Origin of the sequence: Streptomyces sp. M41, assembly GCF_043673425.1 — a bacterium.
Classification (GTDB): domain Bacteria; phylum Actinomycetota; class Actinomycetes; order Streptomycetales; family Streptomycetaceae; genus Streptomyces.
In genome coordinates this window covers 327,606-343,405 of sequence record NZ_JBIMKE010000005.1, presented here as the reverse complement: position 1 = coordinate 343,405, position 15,800 = coordinate 327,606, and the positions used below count along the sequence as shown (strand labels likewise).

At 70.2% G+C, this 15,800-nt stretch carries 15 protein-coding genes and 1 tRNA gene; 10 read left to right on the top strand and 6 right to left on the bottom strand.

The window, feature by feature from the left end:
• Positions 1–214: 214 nt before the first annotated feature.
• From ACHBTE_RS10035 to ACHBTE_RS09995, 9 genes are all read left to right on the top strand, one after another.
• Entirely contained in the window at positions 215–1,069 is an 855-nt protein-coding gene (locus ACHBTE_RS10035; protein ID WP_394723238.1) for a hypothetical protein, read from the top strand.
• A 245-nt stretch (positions 1,070–1,314) separates the two neighbouring features.
• Complete coding sequence (locus ACHBTE_RS10030) at positions 1,315–2,052, top strand: YcnI family protein (RefSeq protein WP_394723237.1); 738 nt, start codon at positions 1,315–1,317, stop codon at positions 2,050–2,052.
• 76 nt (positions 2,053–2,128) lie between these two features.
• On the top strand, positions 2,129–2,782 hold the full coding sequence (locus ACHBTE_RS10025) for an SCO family protein (RefSeq protein ID WP_394723236.1): 654 nt from the start codon (positions 2,129–2,131) through the stop codon (positions 2,780–2,782).
• Entirely contained in the window at positions 2,779–3,243 is a 465-nt protein-coding gene (locus tag ACHBTE_RS10020; RefSeq protein ID WP_394723235.1) for a copper chaperone PCu(A)C, read from the top strand. The genes ACHBTE_RS10025 and ACHBTE_RS10020 overlap by 4 nt, the downstream gene beginning before the upstream one ends.
• 13 nt (positions 3,244–3,256) lie before the next feature.
• Positions 3,257–5,347 (top strand): copper resistance protein CopC, encoded by a 2,091-nt coding sequence (locus ACHBTE_RS10015; RefSeq protein WP_394723234.1) that lies wholly within the window; start codon positions 3,257–3,259, stop codon positions 5,345–5,347.
• Between the two features lie 6 nt (positions 5,348–5,353).
• Positions 5,354–6,646 carry an iron uptake transporter deferrochelatase/peroxidase subunit gene (efeB, locus tag ACHBTE_RS10010; protein WP_394723233.1) on the top strand — a complete coding sequence of 431 codons (1,293 nt, stop codon included), beginning with the start codon at positions 5,354–5,356 and terminating at the stop codon, positions 6,644–6,646.
• A gap of 107 nt (positions 6,647–6,753) precedes the next feature.
• A complete protein-coding gene (gene pheA, locus ACHBTE_RS10005) occupies positions 6,754–7,686 on the top strand; it encodes a prephenate dehydratase (protein ID WP_394723232.1) in 933 nt (310 codons plus the stop codon).
• Between the two features lie 519 nt (positions 7,687–8,205).
• Positions 8,206–9,483 (top strand): serine--tRNA ligase, encoded by a 1,278-nt coding sequence (gene serS, locus ACHBTE_RS10000; protein ID WP_394723231.1) that lies wholly within the window; start codon positions 8,206–8,208, stop codon positions 9,481–9,483.
• Positions 9,480–10,298, top strand: a complete 819-nt coding sequence (locus ACHBTE_RS09995; RefSeq protein ID WP_394723230.1) for an HAD family hydrolase — start codon at positions 9,480–9,482, stop codon at positions 10,296–10,298. Before serS ends, ACHBTE_RS09995 begins: the two co-directional genes overlap by 4 nt.
• Before the next feature lie 104 nt (positions 10,299–10,402).
• Here ACHBTE_RS09995 and ACHBTE_RS09990 read toward each other — a convergent pair.
• The 6 genes from ACHBTE_RS09990 to ACHBTE_RS09965 form a co-directional block, all read right to left on the bottom strand.
• Positions 10,403–10,493: transfer RNA gene (locus ACHBTE_RS09990), tRNA-Ser, on the bottom strand.
• 270 nt (positions 10,494–10,763) lie between these two features.
• On the bottom strand, positions 10,764–11,006 hold the full coding sequence (locus ACHBTE_RS09985) for a hypothetical protein (protein ID WP_394723229.1): 243 nt from the start codon (positions 11,004–11,006) through the stop codon (positions 10,764–10,766).
• Between the two features lie 119 nt (positions 11,007–11,125).
• On the bottom strand, positions 11,126–11,845 hold the full coding sequence (locus ACHBTE_RS09980; protein WP_394723228.1) for an ABC transporter permease subunit: 720 nt from the start codon (positions 11,843–11,845) through the stop codon (positions 11,126–11,128).
• A gap of 10 nt (positions 11,846–11,855) precedes the next feature.
• A complete protein-coding gene (locus tag ACHBTE_RS09975; protein ID WP_394723227.1) occupies positions 11,856–12,767 on the bottom strand; it encodes an ABC transporter ATP-binding protein in 912 nt (303 codons plus the stop codon).
• The gene (locus ACHBTE_RS09970) at positions 12,764–13,696 is read right to left on the bottom strand and encodes an ABC transporter permease (RefSeq protein ID WP_394723226.1); all 933 of its coding nucleotides are present in this window, start codon (positions 13,694–13,696) and stop codon (positions 12,764–12,766) included. Before ACHBTE_RS09970 ends, ACHBTE_RS09975 begins: the two co-directional genes overlap by 4 nt.
• The gene (locus tag ACHBTE_RS09965; RefSeq protein ID WP_394723281.1) at positions 13,686–14,687 is read right to left on the bottom strand and encodes an ABC transporter ATP-binding protein; all 1,002 of its coding nucleotides are present in this window, start codon (positions 14,685–14,687) and stop codon (positions 13,686–13,688) included. Before ACHBTE_RS09965 ends, ACHBTE_RS09970 begins: the two co-directional genes overlap by 11 nt.
• Before the next feature lie 255 nt (positions 14,688–14,942).
• Here ACHBTE_RS09965 and ACHBTE_RS09960 point away from each other — a divergent pair, with 255 nt between their 5' ends.
• The gene (locus ACHBTE_RS09960) at positions 14,943–15,794 is read left to right on the top strand and encodes a M24 family metallopeptidase (RefSeq protein WP_394723224.1); all 852 of its coding nucleotides are present in this window, start codon (positions 14,943–14,945) and stop codon (positions 15,792–15,794) included.
• Positions 15,795–15,800: the final 6 nt, after the last annotated feature.

Here is a 15,800-nt window from a genome sequence, read left to right as displayed (position 1 = left end):
ATACCGTTACGTATTGCCGCGAGCGCCCGCCTGTAAGCACACCATTGACGTGATGCCGCCCATATGGTCGATGCGCCTACGGGGGAATCGGTGTATGTGGGGGCAGCCCACATCAGAAGGTGACCTTCCGGTTGTACGGGCCGCTACGCCCCGTACGTCATCTTGTGGACCTGCCGTATGGCGGTCATGCGGCCAGTGCGATGATGAGCCCGCCATGACTGCCCCCCACCCGCGCACGGTGCGCTCCGGAAGTGATCTCCGGATACTGCGGGCCGCGGTGTTCGCCGCGGTCTGCGTCGTGCTGGCCGGGGTCGGGCATGTGCTGGGCTCCTGCGCCACCATCCCGCTGTGGACGCTGGGCGCGGGGTTCCTGGGCGTGCTGCTGGTCACGGTGCCGTTCGCGGGGCGCGAGCGTTCCCTGCCGGGGATCGCGGGGCTGCTCGCGGCAGGTCAGACGGTTCTGCACACGCTGTTCGGGCTCGGGCAGCACGGGGCGACGGCCGCGGTCTCCGCCGCCTCCGCCGCCACATCGGCTTCCTCGTCCACCCCACTGTCCGACGCGGCGCTCGTGGAGCAGGCCGCGCGACTCGTCTGTGGGGCCACCGCGGCGGCGATCAGCCCCGCCCAGGCCCAGCGGATCCTCACCGAGGCGCGGCTCGGGCCGGGCACGGAAACGCATGCCTCGCACCGGGCGGCGGACGCCGCGGCCACCGCCCCGGACTCCTACGCAGCCCTGCTGCCGTCCCTGTCCATGGTGCTGGCGCACCTCCTCGCGGCGGCCGTAGCGGGGTGGCTGCTGCGCCGCGGCGACCTGGCCCTGCTCCGGATCGCCGAGATGTCGGCCCTGTCGGCGCATGGGGTCACCGAGGGGGCGTTCGTACGTTCCCTGCGCGGGGCGCTCGCGCTGGTGCGCGCCCTGCGTGCCGGGCTCCCGGGGGCGCCCGAGGCGGGCCCGCGCGTCCTGCGCGCCGAGTGGTCAGCCCCGCCCGAGCCCCGCACCCTCGCGCTTCAGCACACGGTGATCAGGCGCGGCCCGCCGGCCGGCGCCGCATTCGCTCTCGCCGCCTGACGCGACGCGACCACCACTCCACTGCCGTGGGGACGAGGTGCCGCCGTCGCGCGGCACGCGCGCGTACCCGGTTCTCGGTCGGGGACGACGGACTTCCCACTGCTTTGTGGCCGTCGCCCTCCGTTCCCGCCCCACTCGCCTTTCTCGTCCTTCTCGGATGATCGGGCACCTCCGCGTACGCGTACTCCTCTTCACCACCGATTCACCATCGACATTCGAATCTCAGTCACTGTGGAGTGCTCAGCATGAAGGTCTCCCGCCTCGCCGCCGTCGGCGCCCTCGCCGGCTCGGCCGTGCTCGTCCTGTCCGTCCCCGCCTTCGCCCACGTCAGCGTGCAGCCCGAGGGCACGGCCGCCAAGGGCGGTTACGCGGTCGTCGCCTTCAAGGTGCCCAACGAGCGCGACAACGCCTCGACCACCAAGCTCGAGGTGACCTTCCCGGCGGAGCACCCGCTGGCCTCCGTGATGCCGCAGCCCGTCCCCGGCTGGAAGGCCGACGTCACCAAGTCCACGCTGGACAAGCCGCTGGAGATGCACGGCAAGAAGATCACCGAGGCCGTCACCAAGGTCACCTGGACCGCCGACGGCAAGGGCGTCGAGCCGGGCTACTTCCAGAAGTTCCCCGTCTCCGTCGGCACTCTGCCCGAGGACACGGACCAGCTCGTCTTCAAGGCGATCCAGACGTACTCCAACAAGGAGGTCGTGCGCTGGATCGAGGTGCCGCAGAAGGGCCAGGAGGAGCCCGAGAACCCGGCGCCGGTCCTCGAGCTGTCCGCCGCCGAGGAGGGGCACCACGGCTCGTCGTCCGCCGACAAGGCCGACGACTCCGAGGACGCCGAGGCCGCCTCCGCCAAGACCCACGCCGCCGAGCCCGCCGACAGCAGCGACACCACCGCCCGCGTCCTGGGCGTGGTCGGCATCGTCGTCGGCGCGCTGGGCGTGGCGTACGGCGTGCTCGCCGGCCGTCGGCGCACCACTGCCTGACGGCCCCTCCGGTTCACGGCGCGCGCCGGGGCACGCCCCCGGTGCGCGCCGGACCTCACACCACTGGGACATTTCCATGCGCACGAAGACCCTCGCGGCGGCTGGACTGCTCGCCGCCGCCACCCTCACCCTCTCCGCCTGCGGCAGCGGTGACGACGGCAAGCAGCCCGTCACCGTGGTCTCCGAGGAAGCCGGCTCGGACAAGGCCGCCATCGTCCTCGACAAGCCGTTCGAGAAGCCGGACCTGGTCCTCACCGACACGAGCGGCAAGAAGTACGACCTCCGCAAGGAGACCAAGGGCAAGCCGACGCTGCTCTACTTCGGCTACACCAACTGCCCCGACGTCTGCCCGCTGACGATGAACAACATCGCCGTCGCCAAGAAGCAGCTGCCCAAGTCCGAGCAGGACGAGCTGCAGGTCGTGTTCGTCACCACCGACCCGGAGCGCGACACCGCCTCCGCCCTCGGCAAGTGGCTCAAGGGCATCGACCCGCAGGCCGTGGGCCTGACCGGCGACTTCGACACCATCCAGGCCGGCGCCCGCACCCTCGGCATCTCCATCGATCCGCCGCACAAGGACAAGAACGGCAAGATGGTCTCCACCCACGGCACCCAGGTCGTCGCCTTCTCACCGAAGACCGACGCGGGCTACGTCCTCTACACCGAGGAAGCCGAGGTCGACGACTTCACCAAGGACCTCCCCAAGCTGATCGAGGGAGCCAAGCCGTGAGGCGCTTCGCCCCGGTGACCCTGGCGGCCACGGTGACGGCCGCCGCCCTCGTCCTCGCGGGCTGCGGCTCCGAGGACTCCTCGGGCTCCGGCGCCGAACTGTCCGTCAGCGGCGCCTACATGCCGCAGCCGGTCTCGGACTCGATGGCCGCCGGCTTCCTGACGATCACCAACAAGGGCGGCGCGGACGACGAACTGACCTCCGTCACCAGCGACGTCGGCGATGTCACCACCCACGAGACCGTCGACTCCTCGATGCAGGAGGTCAAGGACATCGCCGTCCCCGCGCACGGCCGGCTGGTGTTCAAGAGCGGCGGCAGCCATCTGATGTTCGAGAAGCTGAAGCGCAAGCCGAAGCAGGGCGAGAAGGTGACCGTGCGGCTCCACTTCGCCGAGTCCGGCACGGTCACCGTCGAGATGCCGGTGCAGCCCGCCACCTACCGCCCGCACACCGGACACTGAGGGAGAGATCGCCTTGTCCCAGACCATCGCTCCCCGTGTCCGGACCCTGGTGCTGCTGCTCCTGGCCGCCACCGGGCTGCTCCTCGCCGGTGCCGGGCCGGTCTCCGCGCACGCCGCGCTGACCGGCAGCGACCCCCGGCAGGGCGCGGTGGTGGACAAGGCGCCGGAGCAGGTCTCGCTGACCTTCTCCGAGAAGGTCGCCCTGTCCGACGACTCCCTGCGCGTGCTCGACCCCAAGGGCAAGCGCATCGACCGCGGCGACCCGGCCAACCTCGGCGGCGGCACCACGTACTCCGTGAAACTCCACGGCGGCCTGCCCGACGGCACGTACACCGTCACCTACCAGGTGGTGTCCGAGGACAGCCATCCCGTCGCCGGCGCCTACACCTTCTCCATCGGAGCCCCCTCACAGACCTCGGTCTCCGTCTCCGGCCAGGAGGCGGGCGGCGGCGTGGTCGGCCTGCTCTACGGCTTCGGGCGGTACGTGTCGTACGCCGGCTTCATCGTCCTCGTCGGCGGCGCGGCCTTCGTACTGGCCTGCTGGCAGCGCGGTTCGCGCGTGCGGGCGCTTCAGCGGCTCGTCGTCTCCGGGTGGCTGGCGCTGACCGCCGCCACACTCGGACTGCTGCTGCTGCGCGGCTCGTACACCACCACTTCGAAGGTCGGTGACATCTTCGACCTGGAGCTGCTCGGGCAGGTGCTCCAGACCAAGACGGGCGCCGCGCTGGTGTCCCGGCTGCTGCTGCTCGCCGCGGCGGCGCTGTTCATCGCCGTCCTCTTCGGGGCGTACGACAAGCGCGAGGACGAGGAGAAGCAGGACCTGACCTTCGGGCTCGCCATCGGTGGCACCGTGGTGGCCGCGGGGCTCGCGGCGAGCTGGGCGATGTCCGAGCACGCCTCCACCGGGCTCCAGGCCGGGATCGCGATGCCCGTCGACATCGTCCACCTGGTCGCTGTCGCGGCCTGGCTCGGCGGGCTCACCGCCCTTCTCGTCGCCCTCTACCGGACCCCCGCGGACGCACCGGTCGGGGCGAGTGCCGTACGACGCTTCTCGCGCGTCGCCTTCGGCAGTGTGCTGGCGCTGGTCGCGACCGGCGTCTACCAGTCCTGGCGTCAGCTCGGGTCCTGGTCGGCGTTCACCGGCACGCGCTACGGGCAGCTGCTGCTCGTCAAGATCGGGCTCGTGGTGCTGCTCGTCGGGGTCGCGTGGATCTCACGCCGGTGGACGACGCGCCTGGCGGAGGCAGCGGTACTGAACCCGGGCAAGGGTGACGACGCCGGCACGCGCGCGAAGGAGACGGTCAAGGGCGCGAGGGAGACCGGTCCGGGCGAGAAAACGCACGCCACCGCTGCCTCCTCGGGCCAGAAGACCGCCTCGGCCGCCCTGTCCTCCACCGGCAAGAAGGCCGCCTCGGCCACCGTGTCCGGCGGGGAGGACGAAGCCTCCGGCGGGAAGCGCGGCGCAGATCCCGACGGAAGGCACGACGGAACGCGCGACAGAGGGCACGACGGAAAGCGCGGCGGCTCCGAGCGTGCCGCCCAGCTCGCCCGGCAGCGGGACGCGATCGACGCGGCCCGGCAGAAGCGGCAGCGGGACGCCGACCCCAACCGGTTCGGGCTGCGGCGTTCCGTACTCGCCGAGGCGGGGGTCGCGGTCGTCCTGCTCGCGGTCACCACCATGCTCACCTCGACCGAGCCGGGGCGTACGGAGGAGGAGGCCAGGGCGGCAGCGTCGGCCGCTTCCGCCGACGCGTCGTCGTCCGGGGCGCTGACCCTGGACATGTCCTTCGACACCGGCGGCGAGGACGGCAAGGGCGTCGTCCGGATCGACCTCGATCCCGCGCGCGTGGGCGGCAACGAGATGCACGTCTACGTCCAGCGGCCCAATGGCCGTGCCTTCGACATCCCCGAGGTGAAGATCGCCTTCACCCTCGAGGCCCAGGACATCGGGCCGCTGCCCGTCGTCCCGGACCACATCGCCACCGGACACTGGTCGGCGAGCGGAGTGCAGATCCCCATGGCCGGCGAGTGGAAGATCGCCGTGACCGTGCGCACCTCCGACATCGACCAGGCCACCGTCTCCAAGAACGCGCAGATCGGCTGAACCACCATGGCTGACCAGTCCATTCCGCAGGCCCGCACGCGGGACACGGCGCTCGACGGGGGCGTTGTCGAGGACACCCGCGAGGGCCTGTCACGGCGTCGGCTGCTCGGGACGGCCGGGGCCGGCGGGCTGGTGCTCGGTGCGGCCGGCGGGGCCGTCGGGTATGCGGCGCGGCCGGCCGAGGCGACGCCGCTGACCTCCTTGGGTGCCGATCAGGTGATGTTTCACGGGAAACATCAGCCCGGCATCCTCCAGGGCCTTCAGTCGCGCGGCCATCTCGTCGCCTTCGACCTGGCGGCGGGCGCGGGCCGCAAGGAGGCGGCGGCCTTGCTGCGCCGCTGGTCGGAGACGGCCCGGCGGCTGATGGCGGGCGAGGCGGCCAAGCAGGACGACACGGATGTCGCCCGCGACGCCGGGCCGTCCTCGCTGACGATCACCTTCGGCTTCGGGCACAGCTTCTTCGGACGGACCGGCCTGGAGAAACAGCGCCCCGTCTCCCTGGACCCGCTGCCCGACTTCTCCTCCGACCAGCTCGACAGGGCGCGCAGCAACGGCGACCTGTGGGTGCAGATCGGCGCGCACGACGCGTTGGTCGCCTTCCATGCCCTGCGCGCGATCCAGAAGGACGCCGGCCGGGCCGCCCGGGTGCGATGGCAGATGAACGGCTTCAACCGTTCGCCGGGTGCCACCGCGCACCCGATGACGGCCCGCAACCTCATGGGCCAGGTGGACGGCACCCGCAATCCGAAGCCGGCGGAGGCCGACTTCGACGAGCGGATCTTCGTGCCGGAGTCCGGCTCGAACGACCCGGCCTGGATGGCGAACGGCTCCTACGCCGTCGTACGCCGTATTCGCATGCTCCTCGACGACTGGGAGCAGCTCTCGCTCAAGGAGCAGGAGGGGGTCATCGGGCGCCGAAAGTCCGACGGGGCGCCGCTGTCCGGGGGCACCGAGACGACCGAGATGGACCTGGAGAAGACCGACAAGGCGGGGAACCTGGTCGTCCCGATCAACGCGCACGCCCGTATCACCCGGCCCGACCAGAACGGCGGGGCCGCCATGCTGCGACGCCCGTTCTCGTACCACGACGGCATCGACGCGGACGGGGTGCCCGATGCCGGGCTGCTGTTCGTCTGCTGGCAGGCCGATCCGCTGCGCGGCTTCGTCACCGTCCAGCGCAAGCTCGACCGGGGCGACGCCCTGTCGAAGTTCATCCGGCACGAGGCGAGCGGGCTCTTCGCGGTGCCGGGTGGGGCGGCCGAGGGCGAGTACGTGGGGCAGCGGCTGCTGGAGGGGTGACGGCGGCGATGACGGCGGCCGGCCCGGCCCGCGGCGCCGGTTCATCCCTTCCGGCGGCCGGGTGAGATCTGTGCGCCGCGTTTCGCAAGGCCCATTAGGGTGAGGTCATGCCAGCGAGCTATGCCTATCTGGGCCCCGAGGGCACCTTCACCGAAGTCGCCCTGCGCACGCTTCCCGAGGCCGCGACCCGGGAGCTGATCCCCTATGTGTCCGTGCAGTCCGCGCTCGACGCGGTGCGCGCCGGCGAGGCCGAGGCCGCGTTCGTGCCGATCGAGAACTCCGTCGAGGGTGGCATCACGACCACGCTCGACGAGCTGGTCGCGGGCGCGCCGCTGATGATCTACCGCGAGGTGCTGCTGTCGATCACCTTCGCGCTGCTGGTCCGCCCCGGCACCAAGCTGTCCGACATCAAGACGGTCTCCGCGCACCCGGCCGCCCAGCCGCAGGTGCGCAACTGGCTGAAGAAGAACCTCCCCGACGTCCACTGGGAGTCCGCCGCCTCGAACGCGGACGCCGCGCGCCTGGTCCAGGAGGGCCAGTACGACGCCGCTTTCGCCGGCGAGTTCGCAGCCGCCCGGTACGGCCTGGAGGCCCTGGAGACCGGGATCCACGACGCGGAGAACGCCCAGACGCGGTTCGTACTGGTCGGGCGGCCGGCCCGGCCCGCGGCGCCGACCGGCGCGGACAAGACGTCCGTGGTGCTGTGGCAGCGCGACGACCACCCCGGTGGCCTGCGTGACCTGCTCGGTGAGTTCGCCACGCGCGGCATAAACCTGATGCTGCTCCAGTCCCGGCCGACGGGCGCCGGCATCGGCAATTATTGCTTCTGCATCGACGCCGAGGGCCATATCTCCGACCGCCGGGTGGCGGAGGCGCTGATGGGGCTGAAGCGGATCTGCCTCGAGGTGCGATTCCTGGGCTCGTATCCGCGCGCGGGCATGCAGCCGGGGGATGTCCAGCCGCCGCGTCCGGGTACGTCGGACGAGGAGTTCGTGTCGGCTGCGGACTGGGTGGCGCGCTGTCAGGACGGGCGGTTCTGAGCCAGTCCTACCTGCCGATAGTCGTTATCCACAGGGGTTATCCACAGGTCCGCATCTCGACCTGGGGACAAGTCGACAGAGAAGCATGAGTCTGTCGACAAATCGGCCCTCAGGCCCCACCCACGTCCACCTGCGGGCAAGTCACCCTTCGTCCACGCTTTTCCTTTGGGTCATCCTTTGGGGCGACCGCTTTCCACTCAAAAGTGGGGGTGGGGATGGTTTGTCCTGGGAATCCTCGACTTGATCGATGCGTTGCGGAGTGATCGATTCCGAAGTCCACAGTCCATCCACACACCCTGTGGATAACTTTCGGGAGGCTGGGGATTCCTGTGGACAACGCCGCCCCAAGTCCCGTTCTCCACAAGGGATTCGAGTCAACCGGCCGCAGCCCGTCTGCCCCTTCCAGGGAATGGGGTGGCCTTTATTGACACGTTTCGCAATTCCCCCATAACGGAACGTAAGCCGCACTCCGGAATAGCGAGTCGTGAGCTGTCATCCCGCCCCGGTAGCCTGGAGCGCGTGATTGACCTTCGCCTGCTCCGTGAGGACCCCGACCGAGTGCGCGCCTCGCAGCGCGCCCGTGGAGAGGACGTCGCACTCGTCGACTCCCTCCTGTCTGCCGACGAGCGGCGCAGGTCGTCCGGCGTCCGCTTCGACGAGCTCCGTGCCGAGCAGAAGCAGCTCGGCAAGCTCATCCCCAAGGCATCCGGGGACGAGAAGGCCGAGCTGCTGAAGAAGGCGAGCCAGCTGGCCGCCGACGTCAAGGCGGCCGACGCCGAGCGCGACGCGGCCGACGCCGAGACCCAGGAGCTGCTCCTCCGGCTCGGCAACCTCGTCCACCCCGACGTCCCGGTCGGCGGCGAGGAGGACTTCGCCACGCTGGAGACGCACGGCGAGATCCGTGACTTCGCGGCCGAGGGCTTCGAGCCGAAGGACCACCTGGAGCTCGGCGCGCTCCTCGGCGCGATCGACGTCGAGCGCGGCGCGAAGGTCTCGGGCTCGCGTTTCTACTTCCTCACCGGCGTCGGCGCCCTGCTGGAGCTGGCCCTGGTCAACGCCGCGATGGCGCAGGCCACGGCGGCCGGCTTCACGCCGATGCTCACCCCGGCGCTGGTCCGCCCGCAGTCGATGGCCGGCACCGGCTTCCTCGGCCAGGCCGCCCAGGACGTCTACCACCTCGCCGACGACGACCTCTACCTGGTCGGCACCTCCGAGGTCCCGCTCGCGGCGTACCACATGGACGAGATCCTCGACGCCGGCAAGCTCCCGCTGCGCTACGCCGGCTTCTCGCCCTGCTTCCGCCGCGAGGCCGGCTCGCACGGCAAGGACACCCGGGGCATCTTCCGCGTCCACCAGTTCGACAAGGTGGAGATGTTCTCCTACGTCGCCCCCGAGGACTCGCAGGCCGAGCATCAGCGCCTGCTGGAGTGGGAGAAGCAGTGGCTGACGTCGCTGGAGCTGCCGTTCCGGGTCATCGACGTGGCCTCGGCCGACCTCGGTTCCTCGGCTGCCCGCAAGTTCGACTGCGAGGCGTGGATCCCGACGCAGGGCAAGTACCGCGAGCTGACGTCGACCTCGGACTGCACCGAGTTCCAGTCCCGCCGGCTGTCGATCCGCTTCCGTGACGGCAAGCAGGTCAAGCCACTGGCCACGCTCAACGGCACGCTGTGCGCAGTCCCGCGCACCATCGTGGCGATCCTGGAGAACCACCAGCAGGCCGACGGTTCCGTCCGGGTTCCCGAGGTGCTGCGCCCGTACCTGGGCGGCCGGGAGGTCCTGGAGCCGGTCGCGAAGTGAGCACCGCCCCGCCCGACGCCGGGTTCCCTTACCGACTGATCGCGACCGACCTGGACGGAACGCTCCTGCGCTCCGACGAGTCGGTCTCCCGGCGCACCCGTGACGCGCTCGTGGCGGCCAGCGCGGCGGGCGCGGCACATATCGTCGTCACGGGCCGGGCGGTCCCCTGGACCCGCCACATCCTCGACGACCTCGGCTACCAGGGCCTCGCCGTCTGCGGCCAGGGCGCCCAGGTGTACGACGCCGGTGCGCACCGCCTGCTGACGGCGGTGACCCTGGACCGCCAGCTGGCCGGGGTGGCACTGGCCAAGATCGAGGCCGAGGTGGGACCGCTGTTCCTGGCGGCCAGCCGCGACGGCCTGGACGGCGAGATCCTGGTGGGCCCCGGCTACACGGTCACGGGCAAGCTTCCGTCGACGCCGTTCACGGACGCGTCGGATCTGTGGACCGCACCGCTGAACAAGATCTACATCCAGCATCCGACGCTGTCGGACGACGAGTTGGCCGACGCGGCCCGCCGCGCCGCGGGCGGTTTCGTCACGGTGGCGATGGCCGGTGAGGGCATCGTCGAGCTGCTCCCGCTGGGCCTGTCCAAGGCGACGGGCCTGTCCCTTGCGGCGCGCCGCCTGGGCCTGAAGGCGGCGGACACGATCGCCTTCGGCGACATGCCCAACGACATCCCGATGTTCGCCTGGGCGGCACATGGGGTGGCGATGGCCAACGCCCACGCCGAACTCAGGGCGGTGGCCGACGAGGTGACGTCTTCCAGCGAGGAGGACGGCATCGCGGTGGTGCTGGAGCGGTTGCTCGGCTGACGCCTGACCGGAGCGGTTGCTCGGCTGGCGCCTGACCTGGAGCGCCGGGTGCGTGTCACATCACCCGGGTTCCTGTGGCTCGGCCGAGCCACAGCGGCGACGTCTGGCGGAGGATGCACGGATCGAACGTGCGCGGGCTGTTCAGGCCCGACCTTGGCTCAGCAAGCCAGTGCCTTTCCACTCGGCCAATCCTCCGGGTGGGCGGCCCACGCGAGAGCGACATCGCGTGCTCGAAGCGGCCGCCCCGGGCAGCTCCGTGTGCGGAGCGGACTCGACGGTGGGGTAACTACACCGGAACCCGCCGCGGGCTGCCCTGTCGGGAGCTGAACGTACTGTCGTGCATGGACATCGCCCAGCTCCTCTCCCAGACCATGGCGCCGGCCTCGACCAGCGCACACAACCATGGTGCCCGGGCGACGAGTTGGACGCCACTGAATAAAACGCCCGTACGACATGAGCGCCGCGTCAGCGCCGGCGCCATCTGCGTCGGCGCACCTTGCTGAAGAGCCACCCGGCGGGCGGCTCGTCAGAGCGCCACGGCTGCGGCTCGGGCCGCTCACGGCGCCAACGGGCGGCCAGCATACGGGCGCGGGCGGAGGGCTCCGCGGTATCGGCCCCGCGTATGAAGTCGTCGTCCAGGACCGTGTGGTCCCAGGCGTCGTCCCCGGAGTGTTCGCGATCCTCGTGCTGTGACGTCCCGCCTGCCATCCGGTCCTCCCGTCCATGCGGTGCGTCCCTTGGCCCAGTGTGCCCGGGCGGAGGTGAAGCCCCCGTCAAGAGCGGGCCCCGCTCAGGGGGCCCGGCTCCTCACACCGGCAGGCTCTGGCTCACTCCTCCCCGGCGAGGGTCAGCGATCGCAGCTTCTGTCCCGCGTACCAGGTCGCCAGGACGGTGACGACCGCGAGCAGGACCGTCGCCGTGGGCAGGGCGACATCCGATGTCACCATGTCCCCGCCGGCCACCTTCTGCGCCACCGCCAGCGACCACTGCTGGACGCTCAGCGTGCGCGCACCCGACACCAGGGAGCCGAACAGTGCCTCCCAGACCAGCGCGTACACGAGCCCGAACACCACGGCGTGCCGGGACACCGTGCCGAGCAGCAGGAAGATCGCGGCGTAGGCGATGGACGCGACCAGTGCGGCGACCGTGTAGGCGACGGCGATCTGCTGCCCGTTGCCGTTGAGGATGAAGCCGGCGATGAAGGTGGGCAGCGCCGAGAACACCATCGTCACGGCGATCGCCACGATCAGCTTGGTGAAGATGATCGTGGGCCGTTTCACCGGCTTGGACAGCAGATACACCACCGAGCCGTCGTCGATCTCCGGCCCGATCGCGCCGGTGCCGGCGATGACTCCGATGATCGGCACCATCGTGGCGAGGGCGAGTCCGCCCAGCAGGTCGGACGCCGTCTGGTCGTCCGCCCCGGCGAGGCCGCGTACGGCCACGGCGATCACGATCAGCAGCAGCGGCAGCGCGCCCAGGATGAGGGCCCGACGGCGGCCGAGCAGGGCCCGGTAGGTGAGCCGGGCGACTGTGGGGTCGTACATCTTCGGCCTCCTACGCCGCGACGAGATACGAGAAGACGGACTCGAGGGACTCGTCCGACGGCGAGACCGTGAGCAGGCGGATGCCGTGGTCGCGCGCCACCCTGGGCAGCAGGGCGGTGAAGCGGCCGAAGTCGACGGCCTGGATGTGCAGTGCGCCCTCGGTCAGGTCGACCTCGATGCCGGACGTCGAAGGATCGGCGATCAACGCGGCGGCGAGCGTGCGGTCGTCGCTGGAGCGCACCAGGTAGCGGTGCGGACGGTCGGTCATCAGGCGGCGGATCTTGCGGAAGTCACCGCTCGCCGCGTGGCGTCCGGCGACCACGACCTCGATGTGCCAGGCGAGTTGCTCGACCTCCTCGAGGATGTGCGAGGAGAACAGCACCGTGCGGCCCTCGTCGCCCATGCGGCGCAGCAGGTCCATGAGCTGCATGCGCTGGCGGGGGTCCATGCCGTTGAAGGGCTCGTCGAGCAGGAGCAGCGACGGGTCGTGGACGAGGGCGCTCGCCATCTTCACGCGCTGGCGCATGCCCTTGGAGTACGTCTGGATCTTGCGGTCCTGTGCGTACTCCATCTCGACCGTGGCCAGGGCCTTCTGGGCCGCCTTGGCGCCCAGGCCGTGCAACTCGGCGTTGGCGACGACGAATTCGCGGCCGGTGAGGAAGTCGTACATCGCCTCGCGTTCGGGGACGATGCCGATGTGCTTGTAGATCGACTCGTTGCGCCACACCTGCTGCCCGTCGAGGGTGACGGTGCCGGTGGAGGGGGCGAGGAAGCCGCCCATCATGTTGATGAGGGTGGACTTTCCGGCGCCGTTGGGGCCGAGGAGGCCGGTGACGCCGGGGCCGATCGTCATGGTGATGTCGTTGACGGCGACCACGTTGCCGAACCAGCGGGAGACATGGTCGATCTGGAGCGTGGTCACAGTCCCACCTTCTTGTAGCGGCGCAGCAGGAGGCCGTAGGCGGCGGCGATCAGGCCGAGGGTGACGAGGACGTAGACGACACCTTCGCCGTTGCCGGGACCCACCCCGCCGGGGAACGTGGAGGTCGCGCCCAGGAAGGCGGACTGCACCCCGTCGATGAGCGTGACCGGCGAGAAGAGGCCGATCCAGGCGATGGTGCCGCTGCTGCCGCCCTCTCCGAGCGCCTGCGCGTCGGCGATGGCCTGGAGCGTGGACACCGCGCCGTAGGAGATGGTCATGACGGCGATCACGGCCGCGATGCCGAAGCCGCGGCGCGGGGTGACCGATGCGATGACCAGGCCGATGCCGGCGAAGAGCAGTGAGAGCAGTGCCACGGAGACAAGTCCCTGTGCGAATCCCTTGGTCTGCTCGGCGAAGTCGAGCTTGGCCAGCAGCGCGCCCACATAGAGCACGATCAGCGGGGCGCCGGTCAGGATGAACAGCGCCGAGGCGAGCGCCGCGAACTTCGCCCGTACGTAGTCCGCGGTTTCGATGGGCCGCGAGAAGTACAGCGGTACGGTCTTGAAGCGCAGGTCTCGGGAGACCGAGTGCGGTGCCTGCGAGGCGACGTACAGGCTGATCACGGCCTGCATGATGATCGCGTAGCGGGTGTAGTCGACGGGCAGGTCGTTGGCCTTGGTGGCGACCGCGACGGCGACCATGATGGCCGCGGGCACGCACATCACCACGAACAGCAGCATCGGCAGCACCTTGGACTTCACCGAGCGGCCCAGGCCGTAGGAGCCGCGCAGGGACTGCGAGTACAGGGACCGCGTGGCGTAGGAGCGGCCGAGGCGCGGGCCGTCGTAGGAGCGGTAGCCGATGTTGTGGATACGGGTCTGGTCACCCGGCTGGGTGACCGGTGTCCGCATGGGCTGCTCAACCGCCATGGCCGACCGCCTCCTTCCGCTGTGCCCCGGTGCTCTGCATGCTGCTGTGCTCGCCGCCCTGCTCGCCGTCGGTGAAGACCTCCGAGATGTGGTGCCGTCGCTGTTCCATGCGCACCAGGCCGAGGCCGAGGTCGGCGACCACGTCGCGCACCAGGTCGTAGGTCTCGTCGCCCTGCGCGGTGAGCAGCAGGATGTGGCCGGCGCCCGGGAGGCCGCCGCTGCCGTCGAGCACCTCCACCCCGCGCGCGTGGAGCGCGTCGCGCACCGCGCGGGTGCCGTCGGGGTGGTCGTCGGTGTCGGTGACCTCGACGGCGAGGGTCGTCGTGGTCTGGGTGAAGTCGGTGGTGGAGCTGGAGCGCAGTAGCTTGCCGCCGTCGACGACGACGACGTGGTCGCAGGTGCGTTCCAGTTCTCCCAGCAGGTGGGACGTGACCAGGACCGAGATGCCGAAGTCGGTGTGGATGCGGCGGATGAGGCCGAGCATCTCGTCACGGCCGACCGGGTCGAGGCCGTTGGTCGGTTCGTCCAGGAAGACCAGCTGGGGGTCGTGCACCAGGGCCTGGGCCAGCTTCACGCGCTGCTTCATGCCGGTCGAGTAGCCGCCGATGGGGCGGTAGCGCTCCTCGTACAGACCGACATGGCGCAGGGTGTCCGCGGTGCGCTCACGTGCCGCGGTGGGCGGCAGACCGGACATGCGGGCCATGTGCACGACGAACTCGGTGGCCGAGACGTCGGGCGGCAGGCAGTCGTGTTCCGGCATGTAGCCCACGCGCTCGCGGATGGCGGCGCCCTCGGTGGCGACATCGAGGCCGAGCACTTCGGCACGGCCCTCGGTGGCGGGGGACAGACCCAGCAGGATCTTGATCAGTGTGGACTTGCCGGCCCCATTGGCTCCGACGAGTCCGGTCACACCGGGCCCGACGTCCACGGAGAGCCGGTCAAGCGCGGTCACCCGGGGGAACCGCTTGCTCAGGCTTTCGGTCGCGATCACAGTCACGCTTCGAAGGTAGTGACGTCGGCCACGCCGGTCGTCACCCCGCAGAGCTGTCTTGAAGTCAGACCTCAGACGTACGGATCCCTAGGGGTCACCCCAGAGGTCGAGCGAGGACGCCCGGGTTTTCCACATCGGTGGGCTTTTCCACAGCCCGGGACGGCCCTATTGACGCAGCCTCTAACAACTGTCACATTCGCCAGTGTCAAGTTACGAGCACGTACCGCAGTCAGTGTGGACGAGTGGGGCGGTGGCATGACTACGGCGGTCACAGGGGACATCTCGGCGGACTCCGAAAAGCTGCAAGGGTTCAGACGTGTCCAGCGGCTGGCGTACGAGTGCGCGGAGGCCGTCGCGGCGCAGCTGGAGCCGGGTATCACCGAGCGCGAGGCGGCGCGGATGCAGCGCGAGTGGCTGCGTGAGCGCGGGGTGCGGGACTGGTTCCATCTGCCCTTCGCCTGGTTCGGGGACCGCACGGCGTTCGTGAACTTCCGTGTGCCGCTTCAGTTCTTCCCCACCAACCGCCGGCTGGAGCCCGGGATGCCGTTCATCCTGGACATGGCCCCGGTGTACGAGGGCTGCACGGCGGACATCGGTTACTCCGGCTCCCTCGGCATCAACCCCGTCCAGGACAAGCTGATGACGGACCTTCAGGCGCACCGGGAGCTGATCCTGCGCGAGGTGCGTGAGCGGCGACCGCTGAGGGAGATCTACGAGGACGTCGACCGCCTCATGGTCCGCCAGGGATACGCCAACCGGCATCGCGCCTATCCCTTCGGCGTCATCGCGCACAAGGTCGACCGGGTCAAGCAACGCCGCTGGTCGCCGCATGTGTTCGGGTTCGGCATCCAGTCCCTGAAGGGTCTGGCGAGCGACGCGCTGCACGGCCACCGCGACGGGTGGTCCCCGCTGTGGTCGCCGTACCGGTTCTCCGACCATCCGCCGCAGCCGGGTCTGTGGGCGGTCGAACCGCATCTGGGCTTTCGGGGTACGGGCGCCAAGTTCGAGGAGATCCTGGTCGTCACCGACTCCGCGGACCCCGAGCAGAGCGCCTTCTGGCTGGACGACGATCTGCCGCATGTGCGGCGCTGGGCGGAGGAGAAGTGACGGTGC